Annotated in this window: 17 protein-coding genes; 12 read left to right on the top strand and 5 right to left on the bottom strand. The window is 36.3% G+C overall.

What is annotated here, in order from left to right; all coding sequences use genetic code 11:
* The first annotated feature begins 133 nt into the window (after positions 1-133).
* The 6 genes from C1724_RS07380 to C1724_RS07355 all read left to right on the top strand — a co-directional run bounded on the left by C1724_RS07380 (position 134) and on the right by C1724_RS07355 (position 4,763).
* Positions 134-1,585 (top strand): aldehyde dehydrogenase family protein, encoded by a 1,452-nt coding sequence (locus C1724_RS07380; RefSeq protein WP_180994161.1) that lies wholly within the window; start codon positions 134-136, stop codon positions 1,583-1,585.
* A gap of 165 nt (positions 1,586-1,750) precedes the next feature.
* Positions 1,751-3,094: a TRAP transporter large permease subunit gene (locus C1724_RS07375; RefSeq protein ID WP_142386526.1), complete on the top strand. Its 1,344-nt coding sequence runs from the start codon at positions 1,751-1,753 to the stop codon at positions 3,092-3,094.
* 158 nt (positions 3,095-3,252) lie between these two features.
* The gene (locus C1724_RS07370) at positions 3,253-3,768 is read left to right on the top strand and encodes a helix-turn-helix domain-containing protein (protein ID WP_102346050.1); all 516 of its coding nucleotides are present in this window, start codon (positions 3,253-3,255) and stop codon (positions 3,766-3,768) included.
* A gap of 58 nt (positions 3,769-3,826) precedes the next feature.
* Entirely contained in the window at positions 3,827-4,057 is a 231-nt protein-coding gene (locus C1724_RS07365) for a hypothetical protein (protein ID WP_102346049.1), read from the top strand.
* A 15-nt stretch (positions 4,058-4,072) separates the two neighbouring features.
* Positions 4,073-4,378: a hypothetical protein gene (locus C1724_RS07360; RefSeq protein ID WP_102346048.1), complete on the top strand. Its 306-nt coding sequence runs from the start codon at positions 4,073-4,075 to the stop codon at positions 4,376-4,378.
* Positions 4,379-4,433: 55 nt separating this feature from the next.
* Positions 4,434-4,763, top strand: coding sequence for a hypothetical protein (locus tag C1724_RS07355; RefSeq protein ID WP_102346047.1), 330 nt, complete (start codon positions 4,434-4,436; stop codon positions 4,761-4,763).
* A gap of 95 nt (positions 4,764-4,858) precedes the next feature.
* Here C1724_RS07355 and C1724_RS07350 read toward each other — a convergent pair whose 3' ends face one another.
* Both C1724_RS07350 and C1724_RS07345 read right to left on the bottom strand, forming a co-directional pair.
* Positions 4,859-5,650, bottom strand: coding sequence for a FixH family protein (locus C1724_RS07350; RefSeq protein ID WP_102346046.1), 792 nt, complete (start codon positions 5,648-5,650; stop codon positions 4,859-4,861).
* Positions 5,651-5,718: 68 nt separating this feature from the next.
* A complete protein-coding gene (locus C1724_RS07345) occupies positions 5,719-6,306 on the bottom strand; it encodes a DeoR family transcriptional regulator (protein WP_102346045.1) in 588 nt (195 codons plus the stop codon).
* 222 nt (positions 6,307-6,528) lie between these two features.
* On the opposite strand from C1724_RS07345, the gene C1724_RS07340 reads away from it, so the two are divergent.
* Both C1724_RS07340 and C1724_RS07335 read left to right on the top strand, forming a co-directional pair.
* Positions 6,529-7,359 carry a cytochrome c oxidase assembly protein gene (locus C1724_RS07340; protein ID WP_102346044.1) on the top strand — a complete coding sequence of 277 codons (831 nt, stop codon included), beginning with the start codon at positions 6,529-6,531 and terminating at the stop codon, positions 7,357-7,359.
* A gap of 137 nt (positions 7,360-7,496) precedes the next feature.
* Positions 7,497-9,707, top strand: a complete 2,211-nt coding sequence (locus C1724_RS07335; protein WP_102346043.1) for a heavy metal translocating P-type ATPase — start codon at positions 7,497-7,499, stop codon at positions 9,705-9,707.
* A gap of 166 nt (positions 9,708-9,873) precedes the next feature.
* On the opposite strand, the gene C1724_RS07330 is transcribed toward C1724_RS07335, so the two are convergent.
* Positions 9,874-10,581 (bottom strand): SDR family NAD(P)-dependent oxidoreductase, encoded by a 708-nt coding sequence (locus tag C1724_RS07330; protein WP_102346042.1) that lies wholly within the window; start codon positions 10,579-10,581, stop codon positions 9,874-9,876.
* Positions 10,582-10,839: 258 nt separating this feature from the next.
* Positions 10,840-11,214 (bottom strand): MerR family transcriptional regulator, encoded by a 375-nt coding sequence (locus C1724_RS07325; protein ID WP_102346041.1) that lies wholly within the window; start codon positions 11,212-11,214, stop codon positions 10,840-10,842.
* A 327-nt stretch (positions 11,215-11,541) separates the two neighbouring features.
* On the opposite strand from C1724_RS07325, the gene C1724_RS07320 reads away from it, so the two are divergent.
* Complete coding sequence (locus C1724_RS07320) at positions 11,542-12,582, top strand: NAD(P)-dependent alcohol dehydrogenase (RefSeq protein WP_102346040.1); 1,041 nt, start codon at positions 11,542-11,544, stop codon at positions 12,580-12,582.
* 253 nt (positions 12,583-12,835) lie between these two features.
* Here the strand turns inward: C1724_RS07320 and C1724_RS07315 are convergent, their stop codons facing one another.
* A complete protein-coding gene (locus C1724_RS07315; protein WP_102346039.1) occupies positions 12,836-13,996 on the bottom strand; it encodes an MFS transporter in 1,161 nt (386 codons plus the stop codon).
* A gap of 786 nt (positions 13,997-14,782) precedes the next feature.
* Between C1724_RS07315 and C1724_RS07310 the strand changes: the two genes are divergently transcribed.
* The 3 genes from C1724_RS07310 to C1724_RS07300 are packed head-to-tail and all read left to right on the top strand — an operon-like array spanning position 14,783 to position 16,733.
* Entirely contained in the window at positions 14,783-15,145 is a 363-nt protein-coding gene (locus C1724_RS07310) for a Rieske (2Fe-2S) protein (protein ID WP_102346038.1), read from the top strand.
* Positions 15,146-15,194: 49 nt separating this feature from the next.
* Positions 15,195-15,524 (top strand): hypothetical protein, encoded by a 330-nt coding sequence (locus tag C1724_RS07305; protein WP_102346037.1) that lies wholly within the window; start codon positions 15,195-15,197, stop codon positions 15,522-15,524.
* A 24-nt stretch (positions 15,525-15,548) separates the two neighbouring features.
* Positions 15,549-16,733, top strand: coding sequence for an amidohydrolase family protein (locus C1724_RS07300; RefSeq protein ID WP_102346036.1), 1,185 nt, complete (start codon positions 15,549-15,551; stop codon positions 16,731-16,733).
* Positions 16,734-16,746: the final 13 nt, after the last annotated feature.

The following is a 16,746-nucleotide window of genomic DNA, read 5'->3' as shown; positions in this document are numbered from 1 at the left end:
AACGAGAAAAATCAATCACAATAAAAGAGAATTTTGTAGGTCTTGAAATGGAAGCTAAGTTGGCTGTACAAGTCGCTGTTATTTGTGCAGCTGGTCATTAATGTTTTTTATAAATCTACTGGAGGTAAATAACGTGAAAAACTTTTCTGTGGATATGTATATTAATGGTGAATCTGTTTCAAATAGTGAAAAATTAACACTTCATGACCCAGCGAATCTCAAAGTTGTTATTGGAGAGATACCGATGGGGAATGAAGCACATGTGAACAAAGCAGTAGAGTGTGCACATATTGCGTGGCCGCAGTGGTCAGCACTAGGAGCAGACGCTAGAGCTGAGTATTTGCAATCAACTGCGAAGTATATAGAAGAAAATATTGGGTCTTTAACAGAACTCCTTGCATTGGAAAATGGGAAGTTACTATCTGAAGCGAAAGCAGAATTAGTAGCTTCTGTAAATGTTTTGAAGTATTACAGTACTTTAACAAACGAATTAAATGAAGATAAAGTGATTGAAAATGAACAGGGGAAGATGGTTTTAACACGAGATTCAATGGGGGTTGTTTCTGTCATTGTTCCTTGGAACTTTCCAGTATTATTGGGATTTATGATGGCTGCCCCGGCATTGCTTGCAGGGAATTCCGTTGTATTAAAACCTTCGACCTTTTCACCGCTGACACTTACAAAGATTCTTCGACATATGGCAGGTATGTTGCCGAACGGTGTACTTAACGTTGTTTTAGGCTCCGGTTCTACAGTTGGCCATGAAATGACAGTGCATCCAAGGGTGCGTAAAATTACGTTTACAGGAAGTACCGAAATAGGAAGTAAGATAATAAGTGAAGGTTCTAAGACGATCAAAAATTTCAGCATGGAATTAGGCGGGAATGATGCTGCCATTGTGCTTAGTGATGCAAATATAGATGAAGAAATGATAAATAAAATGATTAAAGGTGTATTTACGTTTTGCGGTCAAATATGTTATGCCATCAAGAGAATTTATGTTAGTAAAGACAGATATAGTGAGTTCGTCGAGAAATTTACTGCTGCAGCAGATAACTTAAAGGTCGGGCACGGCTTTAATCCAAAAGCGACATTAGGTCCAATTAATAATAAACCGCAGTTTGAAAGTGTGCAAAAGTTAATTAAGGATCTTGAGACCAGTAATGCGACAGTGACTCAAGTTGGAGCCTTTGTTGAAGGTGTAAAGGAAGAGGATGGCTATTATGTTTTACCAAGAATCGTGACAGGCGTAAGCCATGAAGATGATATTGTTCAAAAGGAACAATTTGGTCCGGTTATCCCAATCGTTCCATTTGAAACGGAGGAGGAAGCCATATCATTTGCGAATGATACTGAATTCGGATTAGGAAATTCGATCTGGACGTCAAATGAGGAGCGTGGATTTCAATTAGCTAAACGCCTTCAGTCAGGAAGTGTCTTCATAAATATTCATCAAGTAGGGGCATCAGCTGTTAACATGCCTTTTGGCGGCTATAAACAAAGCGGAATTGGGAGAGGCCATGCCGTTGAAGGTTTGCACGAACATACCGAATTAAAAGCAATTATCCGACGAACTGATATGTAGAAAGGTCTATAGTAAATTAGCAGTATAGTAGATAGAAAGAAGTCAACATAACCTGTTTAATTCCATCTGCTGTAAGGAGGTCACTCAATCATTGGGGAAGTAGAATATAAAAAAAATTTGGTAAGGCTGATTCGGGAAAAGGTTTGGAGCAACTTAGGAAATAAAGTGAAGGTGTTGACCAATTATTCCTTACTTGCAGTAGTTTTATATTACTTGAGTGGTTTTTCATTTCATGCTATTTATGAAAAACTGCTCTTGTTTTTCTTATTAATGGCCATCATACTAGGTCTTGTTTTATTTTCGAAACGAGTACCTAAAATACTAGGCATCACTTTATTTTTAATAGGACACATCCTTTTCTTTTATTTTAATTTAAGTTTAGATGATTGGTTACATGCTCTTGAGGTAAATATAGGCATTGTCAGTATCTTCATTGCGGTCAGTATATTGCAAATCCCAGTCCAATTTAGAAATTATATGGACGAGGTAACGAATCTTTCTAATAAATATTTAACGACCGCCAATAAAAAATATTTGTTTCTAAGTACACTTACTTTCTGCTTTACTCCTTTGTTTAACATATCTGTACTGCGATTTTTAGAACCTTATTTTGTTCGTATTAATACGAGTTCCCAATTAATAGGTGCTTCCATTCTCAGAAGCTTTGGTGCATCGTTTCTCTGGGCACCAACAACTGGTGCAATGGTCATTGTTACAACCGGTTTGCAAGATTTATCGTATACTCGTATGTTTGCTTATGCTTTAACAGCCGCTATCCTAATGGTTGGGATAGGTGGTATCCTGAACTTTTTTTTACATAAGAACTTGCAATGGGACAAAAATAGTCTGGAAGCTCCCTCGCCTGTAAAATGGTCTATCATCATAGAGTTAATGAGTATTTTTTTTGCCATGATTATTTTTACGCTCACTTTAGATGCAATGTTCCATTTTGAAATTCCAGTAATAGTGGTAACGGCTGTTTTGATAACGACTGTATTATGGGTAGTATATTTAAAACGATGGACTTCTTTTACAAAGGAAATTAAACAGCTCCCCCAAAATTTATCGATGGTATATAACGAAGCTCTTTTATTTTTATCAGCTGGTTTTTTCAGTTATGTGCTTTCAAGAACACCGATGGGAAAAGCTATTCAAGAATGGTTATTTACTTTAATAGATATTAATGTGTATATTTTAATTCTTACATTAATTTTATCAGTGCTAATTCTTTCTATGGTAGGGATCCATCAGAGTGTCTTGGTGACAGTTGTTGCAATCAACGTAGACCCAGCGTTTTTAGGTATAGACCCGCTTATTCTTGCTTTAATATTATTATATTCCTGGTCTTTAGGGACCGTTCTTTCACCACTTTCACCGACGAACATAGTACTTGCAGATTTACTTCATAAAAACCCATTTAGAACTGGATTACAATGGAACTTTAAATATGGATTATTAACGCTACTCTTTTTTTTGATATACGTAGCAATTTTAGATAAGATTCTTTAAAAGGGCCAGAGGAAGGGCCAGAGGGACAGGTACCGTGGCACAAATTAGTAGTATGATCAGAAGTGCCAGTGGACCTGTCCCTCTGGTTTTTTATTTTGACACAAACGCACACACGTAGTATTATATGTGTATATAGTTGTAAGGTTGGTGATAATTTATTGTTAACAACAAAAGATATTAGTATGAAATTAAATGTTTCTGAGGAAACAGTAAGACGATGGATACGTTCTGGTGAATTAAAGGCTCAGCAAGACGGAAAGAGTTATATAGTTGAAGAGTTAGATTTAGAGGATTTTGTTGAGAAAAAGTCAAAGGAAAAAGGAACTTCTTTATCCCAAAAGGCTAACTTACTACATATTGATCCTTTAATGGGAAGTTCAGGCTTCCTATTGGAAGCTATGAAGAATCTGCCGGATGCTGTTTTTGAGGATCCACCACTAACTGAGCCTAAGTCAAAAGAGATAACATCTTTAAACAAAATTTTGTCTATGTACAATAGTAGTATTTCTCTATTAAATATTGAAGATATTGATTTTGAATTACAAAGATTAGAAATAAAAAAACAAAGATTAGAGTTGGATTATAAAATGAAAATATTGGAATTAGAAAAAATGGAATCCAACTATCGAAAACTTAAAGAAAAATTAATCAATCAACACGATAATAAGTCTTAGTTATTGTGTCTGTCTGTATTGTCGAGAAATGTTTGTTAAAAAAAGGGGAGGCGTTATTTTGAGTAATCAAAAAAAGATCAATCCAATTGAGATCTATACACAAGGTTTTAATGATGGTTTAAGAGTAGGCTATGATAAAGGGTTTAAACATGGAGCTATTGAAGGAGTTGAAGCAACTTTAAATCAACTAGGGAAAGAAGCTGCTAAATCTCTAAGAAATGGTAATGGTAATGATATGGCTTTTTATAGAAAATTTAAAACAGAGTGTAACTCTTATTTACCGAAATAAGTGAGGAAACCATAAATGGATATTAATAGAATGTGTCACAATGAAATTATTATTAATGCTTATTACCAATGTTTGGAACAAGGCGTTCAAATACCTACTGCATTTGAAATGGTAAATTTCTTAGGGAATCATGTTACTAAAGAGAATGAGCTATTTGAGATTCACAAATCAAGAATTGATATTGTAACGGATCCCTTTGGAGTTTCGATACTGCAACATAGATCTAAGGATGAATGGCTTAAATTATTTAAAGAGAGCAATTTGTTTTATATGGATGATGAATCTCATTTCGTCAATATACCGACATTGCAAGTATGGTAATACGTTTGTTTATCTATTTTTATCAACTGGAGAAAGTGAGAATTACAAATTCATTATGAAAATGACTAAGCAAGAACGCCAAGAAATGAAATGGAAACTGATGAAAACCATAATGGAAAGCGATAATTATAGTGATGTTCCATTGGAAATACTCGCACTTGGAACAGAACGAATATATCGATACAGAGAACAGAAAATTGAACAATATATTGATGGGATAGAAGTAAGAAGGATTAATCAAAGAAAAGCAACTATGACGGATGAAAAATTCGAGTTGGACATTCCTGCTTTTTTGAGAAACAGAAATAGAGATAGAAATAAAGGAAGACGAAAGAAGACTACTTCATTTAGTTTTTTAAAATACTTATTTAAAATTAAAAACTAAGAGGTGGGCCGGAGTGGGCCATGGGCCAGAGGGTACCGTGGCGCAAATTAGTAGTATAAGCAGAGTGCCAGTGGACCTGTCCCTCTGGCTCTTCGTTATTTACCTATCTCAACCTGATACTCCTCATGCTCGTGAAGACCCTTGTCATTTTTAACATGGATGATAATCGTGTAATTTCCTTCTTCTGCAAATGTATAAGAGCTAGTGTATTCACCAGAAGTAGTTTCTTCTGTTTCAACCCAGTCATGCTTATCTGAATTGCTTTCATTAATGATTTCATAACGAACATCAGCATTCATAAGAGGTTCATTTCCAAGTTGTAAGTGTACAGTCAACTGAGTTTTTTGATTGGACTTAATTTCCTTCGGTTCCATAAAATGTAAAGCGAATCCTTCATCGTGCCCAGAATGCGCATGACCCTCATTATGTTCCTGTTGTCCTTCTTCATGACCTTCCGAATGCTCCTGTTGTTCTTCTGTATGATCAGAACTAGCACCCTCACCGATTGTAATCGATTTTTTCGGCATTGTGTGCATATCTCTTGCAGTAGTATGGGCATACATTTCATAAACCCCATCATGGCCAAATGTTACTTCGGCTGTGTAAGTTCCATCACCGTTATTATTAGATTGAATCTTTGTACTTTCTTCATTATTTCCCTTTTCCCAGTATTCAAATTCAACTTCATCAGCATCTTTAACTTTCTCTTCACCATGTGTAACAACTGCTTTTAGAATGATTTTTTCACCTGCATTGGCTTGATCAGGGACGATAAACTCAACCTCAATCGGCATTGGTTCTTCAGATACTTGTTCTTTCGCATTAGTACAAGCAGATAAAATACCTATTACTAGAACAAACATTACGATCCAAATTCTTCTACCCATTTACATTTCCTCCGTATTTATTAATCTATTTTTATTTATACAAGCAACTTCAAACGCAATAACCTTTCTTAATGATGTTTACTGCAACACCCTGAAGGCCCTTGCATTTTCTGATAAACCACTTCCATGGCACCCTGTAATCCATAGATTTCTCCACCAAAACCTTTAACGAATTTTTCGGCATGCTCTCGGTTTTCAAATGTTAGTACCTGTGGTTGGCAACAAGCGACGTTAAGGGTGGTGTCCATGACAAACCAAGTTAGCGGAGCACTTATCGTTGTATTCATAAAAAAATCATGACATATAGCCTGTAACACTTCTTCACCCAGTTGACGGTGTCGAAGGAGTCCACAGTGAGCACAACAAGCGGTTTCAATCTTGTCATCTTCTAAGATTAATCGATACGCCATTTTAGAATTGTTTGGTTTGTGACAGTAAACACATTGGCTTTGATTTGGTAACACATGTTTATCTTTTTCAACAAGTGAAATTCCACCAAAGGTTTTAGAGATAAGACCTTCTTTTACTAAAGGCTTAATATCTCGATAAATCGTCATTTCAGAGACATTAAACTGTTCACTAAGTTCACTAATTTTCAATGTCCTTTTTGTTTGGATCAATTTTCTAATTCTACTTTGTCTCTCAATAGGAAACATTTTCTTCACCTTTTCTGTTAGATTGTGAAACTATTTGTTTGAAATAACAATCTACAACCCATATTCTATCACCTTTATCTCTGATATAAATAAGGAGAAACTACAATAGTGTGAAAGTTTTGTGACATATTGTTATAAATCACAAATTCAAACATAATATATAAGGTTGATAAAGAACGATACTTCATAGTCAAGGGATACACTCCGAAGAGGGGGATTAACATGGTTATGAATGTTTTACTCAATGGGCAATTAATGTGGAATACTCCATTGTTAGTGGGCATGATAGGAATTGCTGTTATCTATTCCTTGTTCGTACATCGTTTTACAGAAATAAAATTGTATCAGAAACAACCACTATTCTTTTACTTGAGTTTAGGATTGTTATGCGTATCTATTGGTAGTCCTCTAACAACTATAAGTCATCTCTCCTTCAGTTTACACATGATCCAAATGAGTATTTTATACTTTATTATCCCACCCATTCTATTAATAGGGACACCTAGCAATTTGTTTCAAAGAATAAGGGAAACCCCGATTGCTAATGTAGTTAGCAAGTGGTTTTTATCCCCAAGAATCGCGTTATTTGTTTTTGCGATATTATTCTTTATGTACCATTTGCCGGTTGTTTTAAATGTCTTTTCGCAAAATTCCTTTCTTCACAATGGATATATTTTTGTGCTATTGATTTTGTCATTTAGTATGTGGTGGCCGATTGTGTCACCTGATCCAAGGCAACGATTCAAAAAAGAGGAAAAAAACCGATTTGCATTTCTAAGTGGGGTTCTTTTAATGCCAGCTTGTTTATTATTCGTTTTTAGTGCTTTAATTGACGGATCAAACAACCCCTTCTTGACACAATTAACAGCTCATTTATGCATTCCCTCGCAATCGCAATCCTTTTCCTTAAATATACTTCCCACTCCCTTTAATACAAAGTATGATCAAGCAATCGCAGGATTTATTATACTGGGAATCCACAAAATTTCTTTAATGGCAACAGCTCGGCTTGATAGTAAATCAGACACACAGGTGGAAAAAGTATGTTTATGAATACATCTAAAAGTCGAACTTCAACTCATTACTGAAGTTCGGCTTTTTTATAATCTATCAATGCTATTGTTCTAAAGAGCATCTATTTCTAATAGAATATATTAATTTGACGGTATTGAAAGAGGTGAACATATAAAATGAAAGAAACAAACCATTTAGAGATAAGTGGAATGCATTGTGCTGCGTGTGCAACAAGAATAGAAAAAGTAGTCTCAAAGATAGAGGGAGTAGAGGAAGTACATGTAAATTTAACAACTGAAAAGGGTCGTGTGATATTTAATAACACACTGACAAACATTAATGAAATTATAAATAAAATAAATAAAATTGGATTTGATGCGAAAATTGATCGAAAGAATAATATTCAGACAGAAATGAAGAAACGTAGTGAGATTACGATTCTCAAGTGGAAGTTTTTTATTTCAGCACTGCTTACATTCCCTTTAGCGTGGGCGATGTTTTCCCACTTTAAGTGGGCTTCGTTTATTAAAGTTCCGGAAGTTTTTATTAACCCTTTATTCCAATTTGCGCTTACCCTTCCAATTCAGTTTATTATAGGGCTCCAATTTTATGAGAGGGCTTGGAAATCGCTGAAAAGTGGAAGTGCAAATATGGATGTTTTAGTTGTATTAAGTACTTCAGCAGCCTTCTTTTATAGTCATTATTTAACTTTTTCTCATTTAGGTATTTCTGGACATCCACAATCGATTGTATTGTTTTATGAAACAAGCGCATTCATTATTACTTTCATTTTGTTGGGGAATATACTTGAGACAAGAACAAAAATGAGAACAACGGAGGCAATAAAGAAGCTTTACCAATTGCAAACGAGAACAGCCACATTGTTTTTGGACGGAAAGGAATACCCAACAGCTGTCGATATAATCACACCCGGGAATGTGGTTATTGTTAAATCTGGTGAGAAGGTACCAATTGATGGACAAGTTATGGAAGGAAACTCGATGATTGATGAGTCTTTGTTAACTGGGGAGAGTATACCAGTTGAAAAAGGCATTGGGAGTCATGTGTTTGCAGGTACCATTAATCATAATGGAACATTAAAAATAAGGGTAATGAAAAAGGAATCTGAGTCTACTTTGTCACAAATCATTCGTATTGTAGAGGAAGCACAAAGCTCTAAAGCACCGATTCAACATATAGCAGATAAAGTGACAGGGGTTTTTGTTCCGATTATTATTTGCGTCTCAATCGTTACATTTTTACTGTGGTACATGTGGATTCAACCGGGGGAATTAAGTGAGGCCTTAGAAAAGATGATTGCTGTTTTAATTATTGCATGTCCATGTGCCCTTGGATTGGCTACTCCTACTTCTATAATGGTAGGGAGTGGACGAGCCGCACAGTCAGGAATTCTATTTAAAGAGGGAAAACACCTGGAAGTGCTAGGGAAAATCAATGTCATCGTATTAGATAAAACAGGAACGATTACAAAAGGAGAGCCTGAAGTAACCGACGTGTTTGTTGAATATTTTAGTGAACGTGAGTTTTTTGAACTAATAGCTGCAGTTGAAGGTGATTCGGGGCACCCTGTTGCAAAAGCAATTTTTAATGAAGTAAATAAAAGAGGCATAAATCTTCCAAATGCAAGCCAAGTACAATCCATTCCGGGTTATGGGGTCATGGGAAATGTAGATGGTAGAAAGGTGTTGATTGCTAGTCCTAGTTACTTTAGTATGAATCATCTTTACATTCCACCAAGAGTTGAAAAAGAGATTAGAAGATTGGAACGAGAAGGAAAGACGGTGATCGTAGTATCAAGCAATTCTCGATTTGTAGGGATTATTGCAGTTGCCGATGAAGTAAAACGATCGTCAAGAGCAGCGGTTAGTAGCTTGAAACAGATGGGATTGGAAGTCATCATGCTAACAGGTGACAACAAGGAGACTGCCATGACTATTGCTAAAAAAACTGGAATTGAAAATGTTCAAGCAAATATATCGCCACAGAAAAAGGCAGAAATGATCCAAAGTTTAAAGAACGATGGAAAACGTGTTGTAATGGTTGGAGACGGGATCAATGACGCACCAGCCTTAACTGTTGCTGATATTGGAATCGCAATGGGTACAGGGTCCGATATTGCCATTGAATCAGGTGACATTACTGTGATAAAAGGTGATTTAAGAAAGGTCGTGGATGCAATTAAGATTAGTAAAGCTACAATGACCAACATTAGGCAAAACTTTATATGGGCCTTTCTCTATAATATCATCAGCATACCATTCGCAATGTTCGGTCTCTTAGCCCCGTGGTTAGCTGGGGCCATTATGGCATTTAGCTCTGTATCAGTAGTCCTTAATTCTATTAGATTACAAAAAACTAGAATCTAAAATCTATTCTTATTTTGATTTTGGTTCCTTGGGCCAGGTGGGCTGGGCCAGAGGGACAGGTACCGTGGCGCAAATTAGTAGTGGGCCAGAGGGACAGGTACCGTGGCGCAAATTAGTAAGTATAAGCCGAAGAGCCAGTGGACCTGTCCCTCTGGCTCGTCTGATTTTACCAATCAATTCTTTTTCCTACTCTGAAAAATTCCCCGTTAGGTCCGTCAGGCCCAACTGTTGCTAACCAAAGGATAGACTCTGCAGCTTGCTTAGGAGTTTTTGGGGCAGCTTGTCCACCCATATCTGTGCTTACCCATCCTGGGTCAACTGCATTAATTTTGATATCACCTTTGATTTCTGCAGCAACTAATTGAGTCAATCCATTCAGTGCGAGTTTAGACAACTTATAAGCGCCGACACCTGGATATGACATTTCGCTCATCGCTCCATATTCTGAGGAAATAGTAATAATTCTTCCATAGCCTTGTTTTTCCATGAGTGGAATAAAGGAACAGAGACTATAGTATGCACCGAAGAAATTTGTTGCCATTGTTTTCTCCAAAATGGAAGGGCCCACAGTTACTAATTTTTTATTTTCATCCAAATATACACCAGCATTATTGATTAATACGTCTAATCTTCCATACTCCTTACTAACTGTAATGGCTGCAAGATGGATGCTTTCTTGGTCGTTTACATCCATCACCAAAAAGTGAACGTCAAGATTTGATTCCTTAAGTTTTTGCGTTGCTGATTCGCCCATCTCTGGATTCCGACTTGTCAAAATGACCTTAAAGCCTTTCAAAGCCAATTGTTTGACCAACTCATATCCAATTCCTCGATTCCCGCCCGTAACAAGTGCAACTTTTGTATTATCTGACATTTTAAAGCCTCCATTTTCGACTACTAAACTTGGTCTAGGGTAAAAAGTTTTACAGGACTATACATATAGGTACTTAAGAAAATCGTTTCTTAACTTAACTTAAATCAATGATAGGAGTCCTACCGATACGATGTAATTAAAACCTCCTGTAATAAAAAATTACCCTTACACACAATTAATTAGTATAAAAGTTATAGTCGACTCTAGCGCAAGGGAAAAGGGTCACGGGACCTGTCCCTCTGGACTCCCTCTGGACTCTTATTCCGTTCCGGCATCTAATGCAGTCTTGTAGTAGGAACATTTATGCTCGATAAGTTTCATCGTTTTTTTTAGTTCTTCCATCTGTGCTTCTACTGTAGATTTTCGTTCGATAAACATGTCATATCTCTGCTGCAATGTGGAATCTCCTTCAGAACACCAGTCAATGAAAGTTTTAATTTCCTTTATGGGCATTCCAGTTGATTTTAGACATTCAATTATTCTTAATGCATCGATATCCGATTCTTTAAACAATCGGATTCCGCTAGCTGTTCGTTCTACAAAAGGCAAAAGTCCCTCTTTGTCGTAGTAACGTAAGGTATATACTGTAAGATTCAATTCTTTTGCAACTTCGCTGATTGAATATGTACTCATCTTTTATCTCCTTTTTTTATAATATAGACCTAGAGTTAACTCTAGTGTTATGAGGGTGATTTTGTGATTTTATCACGGTACGTACTGACTGTCAAAGACAAGGAAAGCATAAGTCGACTCGATATACTACCGCTATAAAAAATGTAATGAACTAGATTGATAGTTAATAAGTAGGGTGACCTTCTAAAAGGAAAATAAATTAAACTCTTGACCTAGAGTTAACTATAGGGATTAACATTGGTTTGCAAGAGAAAAAAATATGCAGGGAATTTCCACCTGTTATTAGGACATTCTCTTGAAAAGTATAAATTATTGGAGGTTTTATTCATGATAACTGCTAAAGCACGAGCTGTTGACGGTCCAGATAAACCCTTTAGAGCAGCTGAAATTAAACGACGCGATCTTGATTTGCATGATGTCCTCATTGAAATTAAATATGCAGGTATATGCCATTCTGACATTCATACTGCTCACGGCGAATGGGGTCCAGTGAACTATCCACTCGTACCCGGACACGAGATTGCGGGAATTGTTACAGATGTAGGAGCTGAGGTTACAAAGTACAAGGTTGGTGATCGAGTAGGAGTCGGATGTATGGTTGACTCCTGCGGTGAATGTGAGAACTGCCGTAAAGGAGAAGAACAGTACTGTTTAAAAGGAAATGTCCCTACATACGCTGGTGTTGATAAGTACGGCGAGCCAACACAAGGTGGCTATTCTACCCACATTGTCGTAACGGAGGACTTCGTTGTCAGAATACCTGAAAACATTGAACTCGATGCTGCAGCACCATTACTTTGTGCAGGTATTACGACATATTCTCCATTAAACCATTGGGGTGCTGGCCCAGGTAAGAAAGTTGCGGTTGTTGGTATGGGCGGTCTTGGGCATATGGCCGTAAAGATTGCACACGCGATGGGTGCAGAAGTTACTGTACTGTCTCAAACATTGAATAAAAAAGAAGATGGCTTGGAATTCGGCGCTAGCCACTACTATGCCACAAGTGATCCTGAAACATTTACTAAGCTTTCAGGTACTTTTGACCTGATCATTAACACGGTAAGTGCACAAATTGACATAAATGCTTACCTTTCACTCTTAGCGCTAGATGGTACGCTAGTAAATGTTGGTGCGCCTGCAGAGCCATTGGCATTACATGTGTTTTCTCTAATTCCCCATCGCCGTTCATTTGCAGGGTCAATGATTGGAGGCATCCGTGAAACTCAGGAAATGTTAAATTTCTGTGCTGAACATAACATTGTTCCTAAAATAGAAGTGATATCGGCCGACCAAATTGACGAAGCATACAAACGAGTGCTAGCTTCAGATGTGAAGTATCGATTTGTAATCGACATTAGCACAATGTAAGGCCGATCAATGATATTTTTTAATCTTCATTATAAGGTGTCCCTAGAAGCCTAGCTTGCTTTTGGGACATCTTTTTTTATGCTTTTCTTGAAATGTAAAACTAGAATAATCCAAGAAGTTAATCCTTTCTTGTCCTTTAGATTGTCATGTGAAAAGCTTGATGGAAAAATGATCGGGACCATTACGGGACAGGTGCCGTGGCACAATTAGTAAATAATATACCGATAGGCCAGTGGACCTGTCCCTCTGGCTCTTATCCCTCTTTATTTTCATTCCCTGTCTCTATTTTAATTCCACTTGCCATCATTGCTCCTAATCCTAGAATAATAGCTTCAATTGTAAAGATGGCTCCTAAACCTGTAAAATTACTTACCCCGGCAAATAGTAAGGGAATTATAACCTGGGAGAGCCTGTTTCCGGCCATTCGAATTCCGAGAATTTCACCTCTGCGTTCTTGCGGAGCTAAGTGTACAGTTAGGGATAAAGTTAACGGTGAAACAATTCCAGTTCCAGTACCAAGGATCAATGATAATAAAACGATGTAAAAAAATATATCGAAAAATGGGATAAAACCATATGCAAGGGCACCACAAAACATAAAGGTAGATAGTGTTTTAACTTTTCCATATTTTTCAATAATTGCAGGCATAAATAGTCTAACTATTATACTTGCCAATGATTGAACCATTAAGACCCATCCTATTTCGGTAGGACTCATTCCTATTGAACTACCATATAAAGGATAATAAACAAAAAATAGATCAAGTGAAGCTAAAATTAGCATACTTACAAAAATAGTACGCATTAATCCTGGAATAGCTAGCAAATCCTTCATTCGGTGTACTTGTTTATTTTGTGACGTGTTCTTTTTGTGATTGGATTGAGTAATAAATAACCCTACTATACAAGGGATAATAGATATTAACGCATATAATAAATATGAGTTTTTGAATCCTAAGTGAACCGTAGCGTAACCTCCAATTATTGGACCAAGCATTAGTCCGATAGACATACATAAACTAAGTGTGAATAATGCTTTATCACGCTTTTCTATAGAAACGGAACCAGATACTCCGTTTTGAAGCGCGATAAGGGCTAGCAACTGTGAACCACCTAATATAAATTGTGAGATGTATAGAACGAATAATACAGGGTGAAAAAAAGGTAGTGAAAGGGCAAAAGTCATTCCGGCTGCTCCTATCATTAACGGAACTTTTTCCCCGAACCGATCCACAAGTTGGCCAATTAAAATAGCAAATAAAAAGGGAGTCAGAGAATAGCAGGCTGTTAAAATACCAATTTCTAACATAGATGCACCTAGATCTTTTGCGAATAAGGAAGTCATAGGTCGGACGGCAGAGATAGGAGTTAAAACAGAAATAATACATGTAAAATACAATAGATTGTGATTCATTTTTACTTCACCCTATATTGGTGCCTAATTACGCGATAAGGAGTAAAGAGACCCATATTCATATTTAATTAAAGTTACAGCTAAAAGCTATGATCGTAATTTCAAAAGTATTAGAATTACTGAAATAATACATCTACCTTAATAGAGCGGAAAATCATCCGCCTTAAAGCGGTGGCTGGGGTAATGTATTTACCGTGTTTCGTACTTTATTCTTATAAGGATAGTATGTTGTATGTGATTTTGTTTTTGTGCCCGTAAAGATAGGTTAAAATAACTCAGGGATTACTTTCCTTCATTCTCTTACGAATCTCTTGGGGAAAAATCTGTTAATTTACTAACTATATTGAATTAAAATTTCTTTAAAAGTAAACGAAGTTTTATTTAATATAAAACACTGGTATTTGAATGTTTCAAGAGAAGTTTCTCATTCTATACCCGAAGTGTCTAGTTATTCCAAGTTCTATCGATCATTACCATAAACAAATATAAGCTAGGTCTTGCGTTAATATACTATGATTGTTACATGAAATTCATTCCATTCCCTATTTCAGATAAGTGGAGTGGGTATATTTGGAATTTTATTTCACAAAAATGTTGAAATATATTTTCAGATGGCTTATACTTTTTTTAAGCAAATATTCAAAATAATTAAAAAACTCCGAATTCTTTCATTTCGAATATTCGAATTCGGTACATACTTTTTAAGTGATATTTAACAGCAGTTATTTAGATATTTGCTAGTTAGTTGAAGTATTTTACCAAACAAAAAGATGGGAGGTATATTTTGTGGAATATTTTGCTTGTCGGTTATCAGATCTTGAAGAGAACAAATCTCATGTTTTTATTGTAAATGGTAAAGAGGTGGCTGTCGTTTTACTAGACGACAAAGTATACGCTTATAGAAATCATTGTCCCCATGCTGGTGGACCTGTAGGGTTAGGTGAGCTTTTTCCAAGAGTTAAGGTGGAACTTGGGGAAAATCAGGAAGTAATCAGAGAATATGTAGATGAAAATGAAATGTGTTTAGTTTGTCCATGGCACGGTTTTGAATTCGAAGCGAAAACCGGACAATGTATTCCGGAAAAAGCAATGAAATTAAGAAAATATGAAACTGAAATAAAAGATGATAGTGTTTATATCTATTTGTAATTTCATGACTGTTAATAAAAACGTTATATCATAAAGGATGGTGTATTAGGTGAGTGAACAAGTGATAAATAGTAAAAGTCAACTTGAGCAAAAATGTTCAGAATTAACCGAGTTATTAAGAAAGAATAGCAATGTAAGCGATGAAATAAAAGATATTTATATGCAGGAACTAATAGAACAATTGATTAAATTGTATGCCCAAAAGGTCTCTAATGCGGACTACGATTTAAAAGAGGGACCAAAAACAATCCGACCAATTCCTGGCAGGGGGCAGTTGACCGTAACTGAGGTTGCAACATTTGCTGACAAACTATTACAGGCTGGAGACATTGATATTTTCGAACTTCAGATTTGGAGAAGTATGGGATCAGGTTACTAATTGAAATTGTGAGGAGGATTAAGAATGGCTATTGATATAAAAAAAGCTTATTTGGATCATGCGGAAAAGGAAGCTATTAAAAAAGGATTTTTTGATTTCCCTATAGTGGATGCGGATTGCCATTACTTCGAAACCCCATTCAGAGAGATTGGTAAAATGCTAGATGAGCCATGGAAGTCAAGATTAATGAGTGTACCTAAAGGAGCTCAACCTAATATTCTTCCTAGAGATTTAGGTGATCGTGTTCTTGAAGGCCGAACTAAAAGTAAGGAACTGTTTCAATATTATGACATGCCAAAGAACGAAAAGTTAAATCGTGAGTTTTATCCATTACTTGAAGCCATGTATAAAATGGCGATTGATTACACGATTGTTTTTCCTACCGATTTATTAACGTTGGGTTTACATCCCCAATCCGAGCTAGAAGTACAGATTGCAAAAGGATATGCCCGTTGGATGACTGAAGAGGTTTGCCCTCACTCAGAAACATTAAAGGTTGTACTATACCTTCCATTATCTGATCCAGAAGCTTGTCTGGAAATTGTCAATGAATTCGCGGATAAAGAAGGTGTCGTAGGATTTATGGTAACAAGTACTCGTTACAATCCTATACATCATAATTGTTACATGCCTTTATTCAAGATTTTAGAAGAAAAGAGGATGCCTCTTGCATTCCACACGGTATCGTTTTGGATGGAGAGACCGTTCCAGCAGTTAAATAAGTTTATGTCTGCTCATGCGTTGGGCTTCCCATTCTACAACATGATTCAGATGACGAACTTAGTTGTGAATGGAATTCCAGAAAGGTTCCCGAATTTAAAGTTTGTGTTTATTGAGGCAGGATTAACGTGGATTCCATTTGTTATGAGCCGTTTAGATCATGATTATTTACAACGTTCTTCAGAGGCTCCTCTGTTAACGAAGAAACCAAGTGAATACATTAGAGACTTCTATTTTACCACGCAGCCATTAGACCACTACGACAATCCAGCACATTTAGCAGCGATATTCGATATGATTGACGGTGAAAACAAATTGTTATTTGCGACCGATTATCCGCATCAGGATTTTAATACACCCGGACAAATTTATGATTTACCTTTCCTTAGTGAAGAAGGAAAACGAAAAATTTTAGGGGAAAACGCATTAAAGTTATGGAATCTTGAACCTAAATTATTGGCTAAAGATGGGATCAAAAAATTTAAATAGCGGTAGAGTTAAT

Source organism: Bacillus sp. Marseille-P3661, from assembly GCF_900240995.1.
Taxonomy (GTDB): Bacteria; Bacillota; Bacilli; order Bacillales; family Bacillaceae_J; genus OESV01.
The sequence above is the reverse complement of the archived record's forward strand: the minus strand, read 5'-3'. Positions and strand labels throughout refer to the sequence as shown.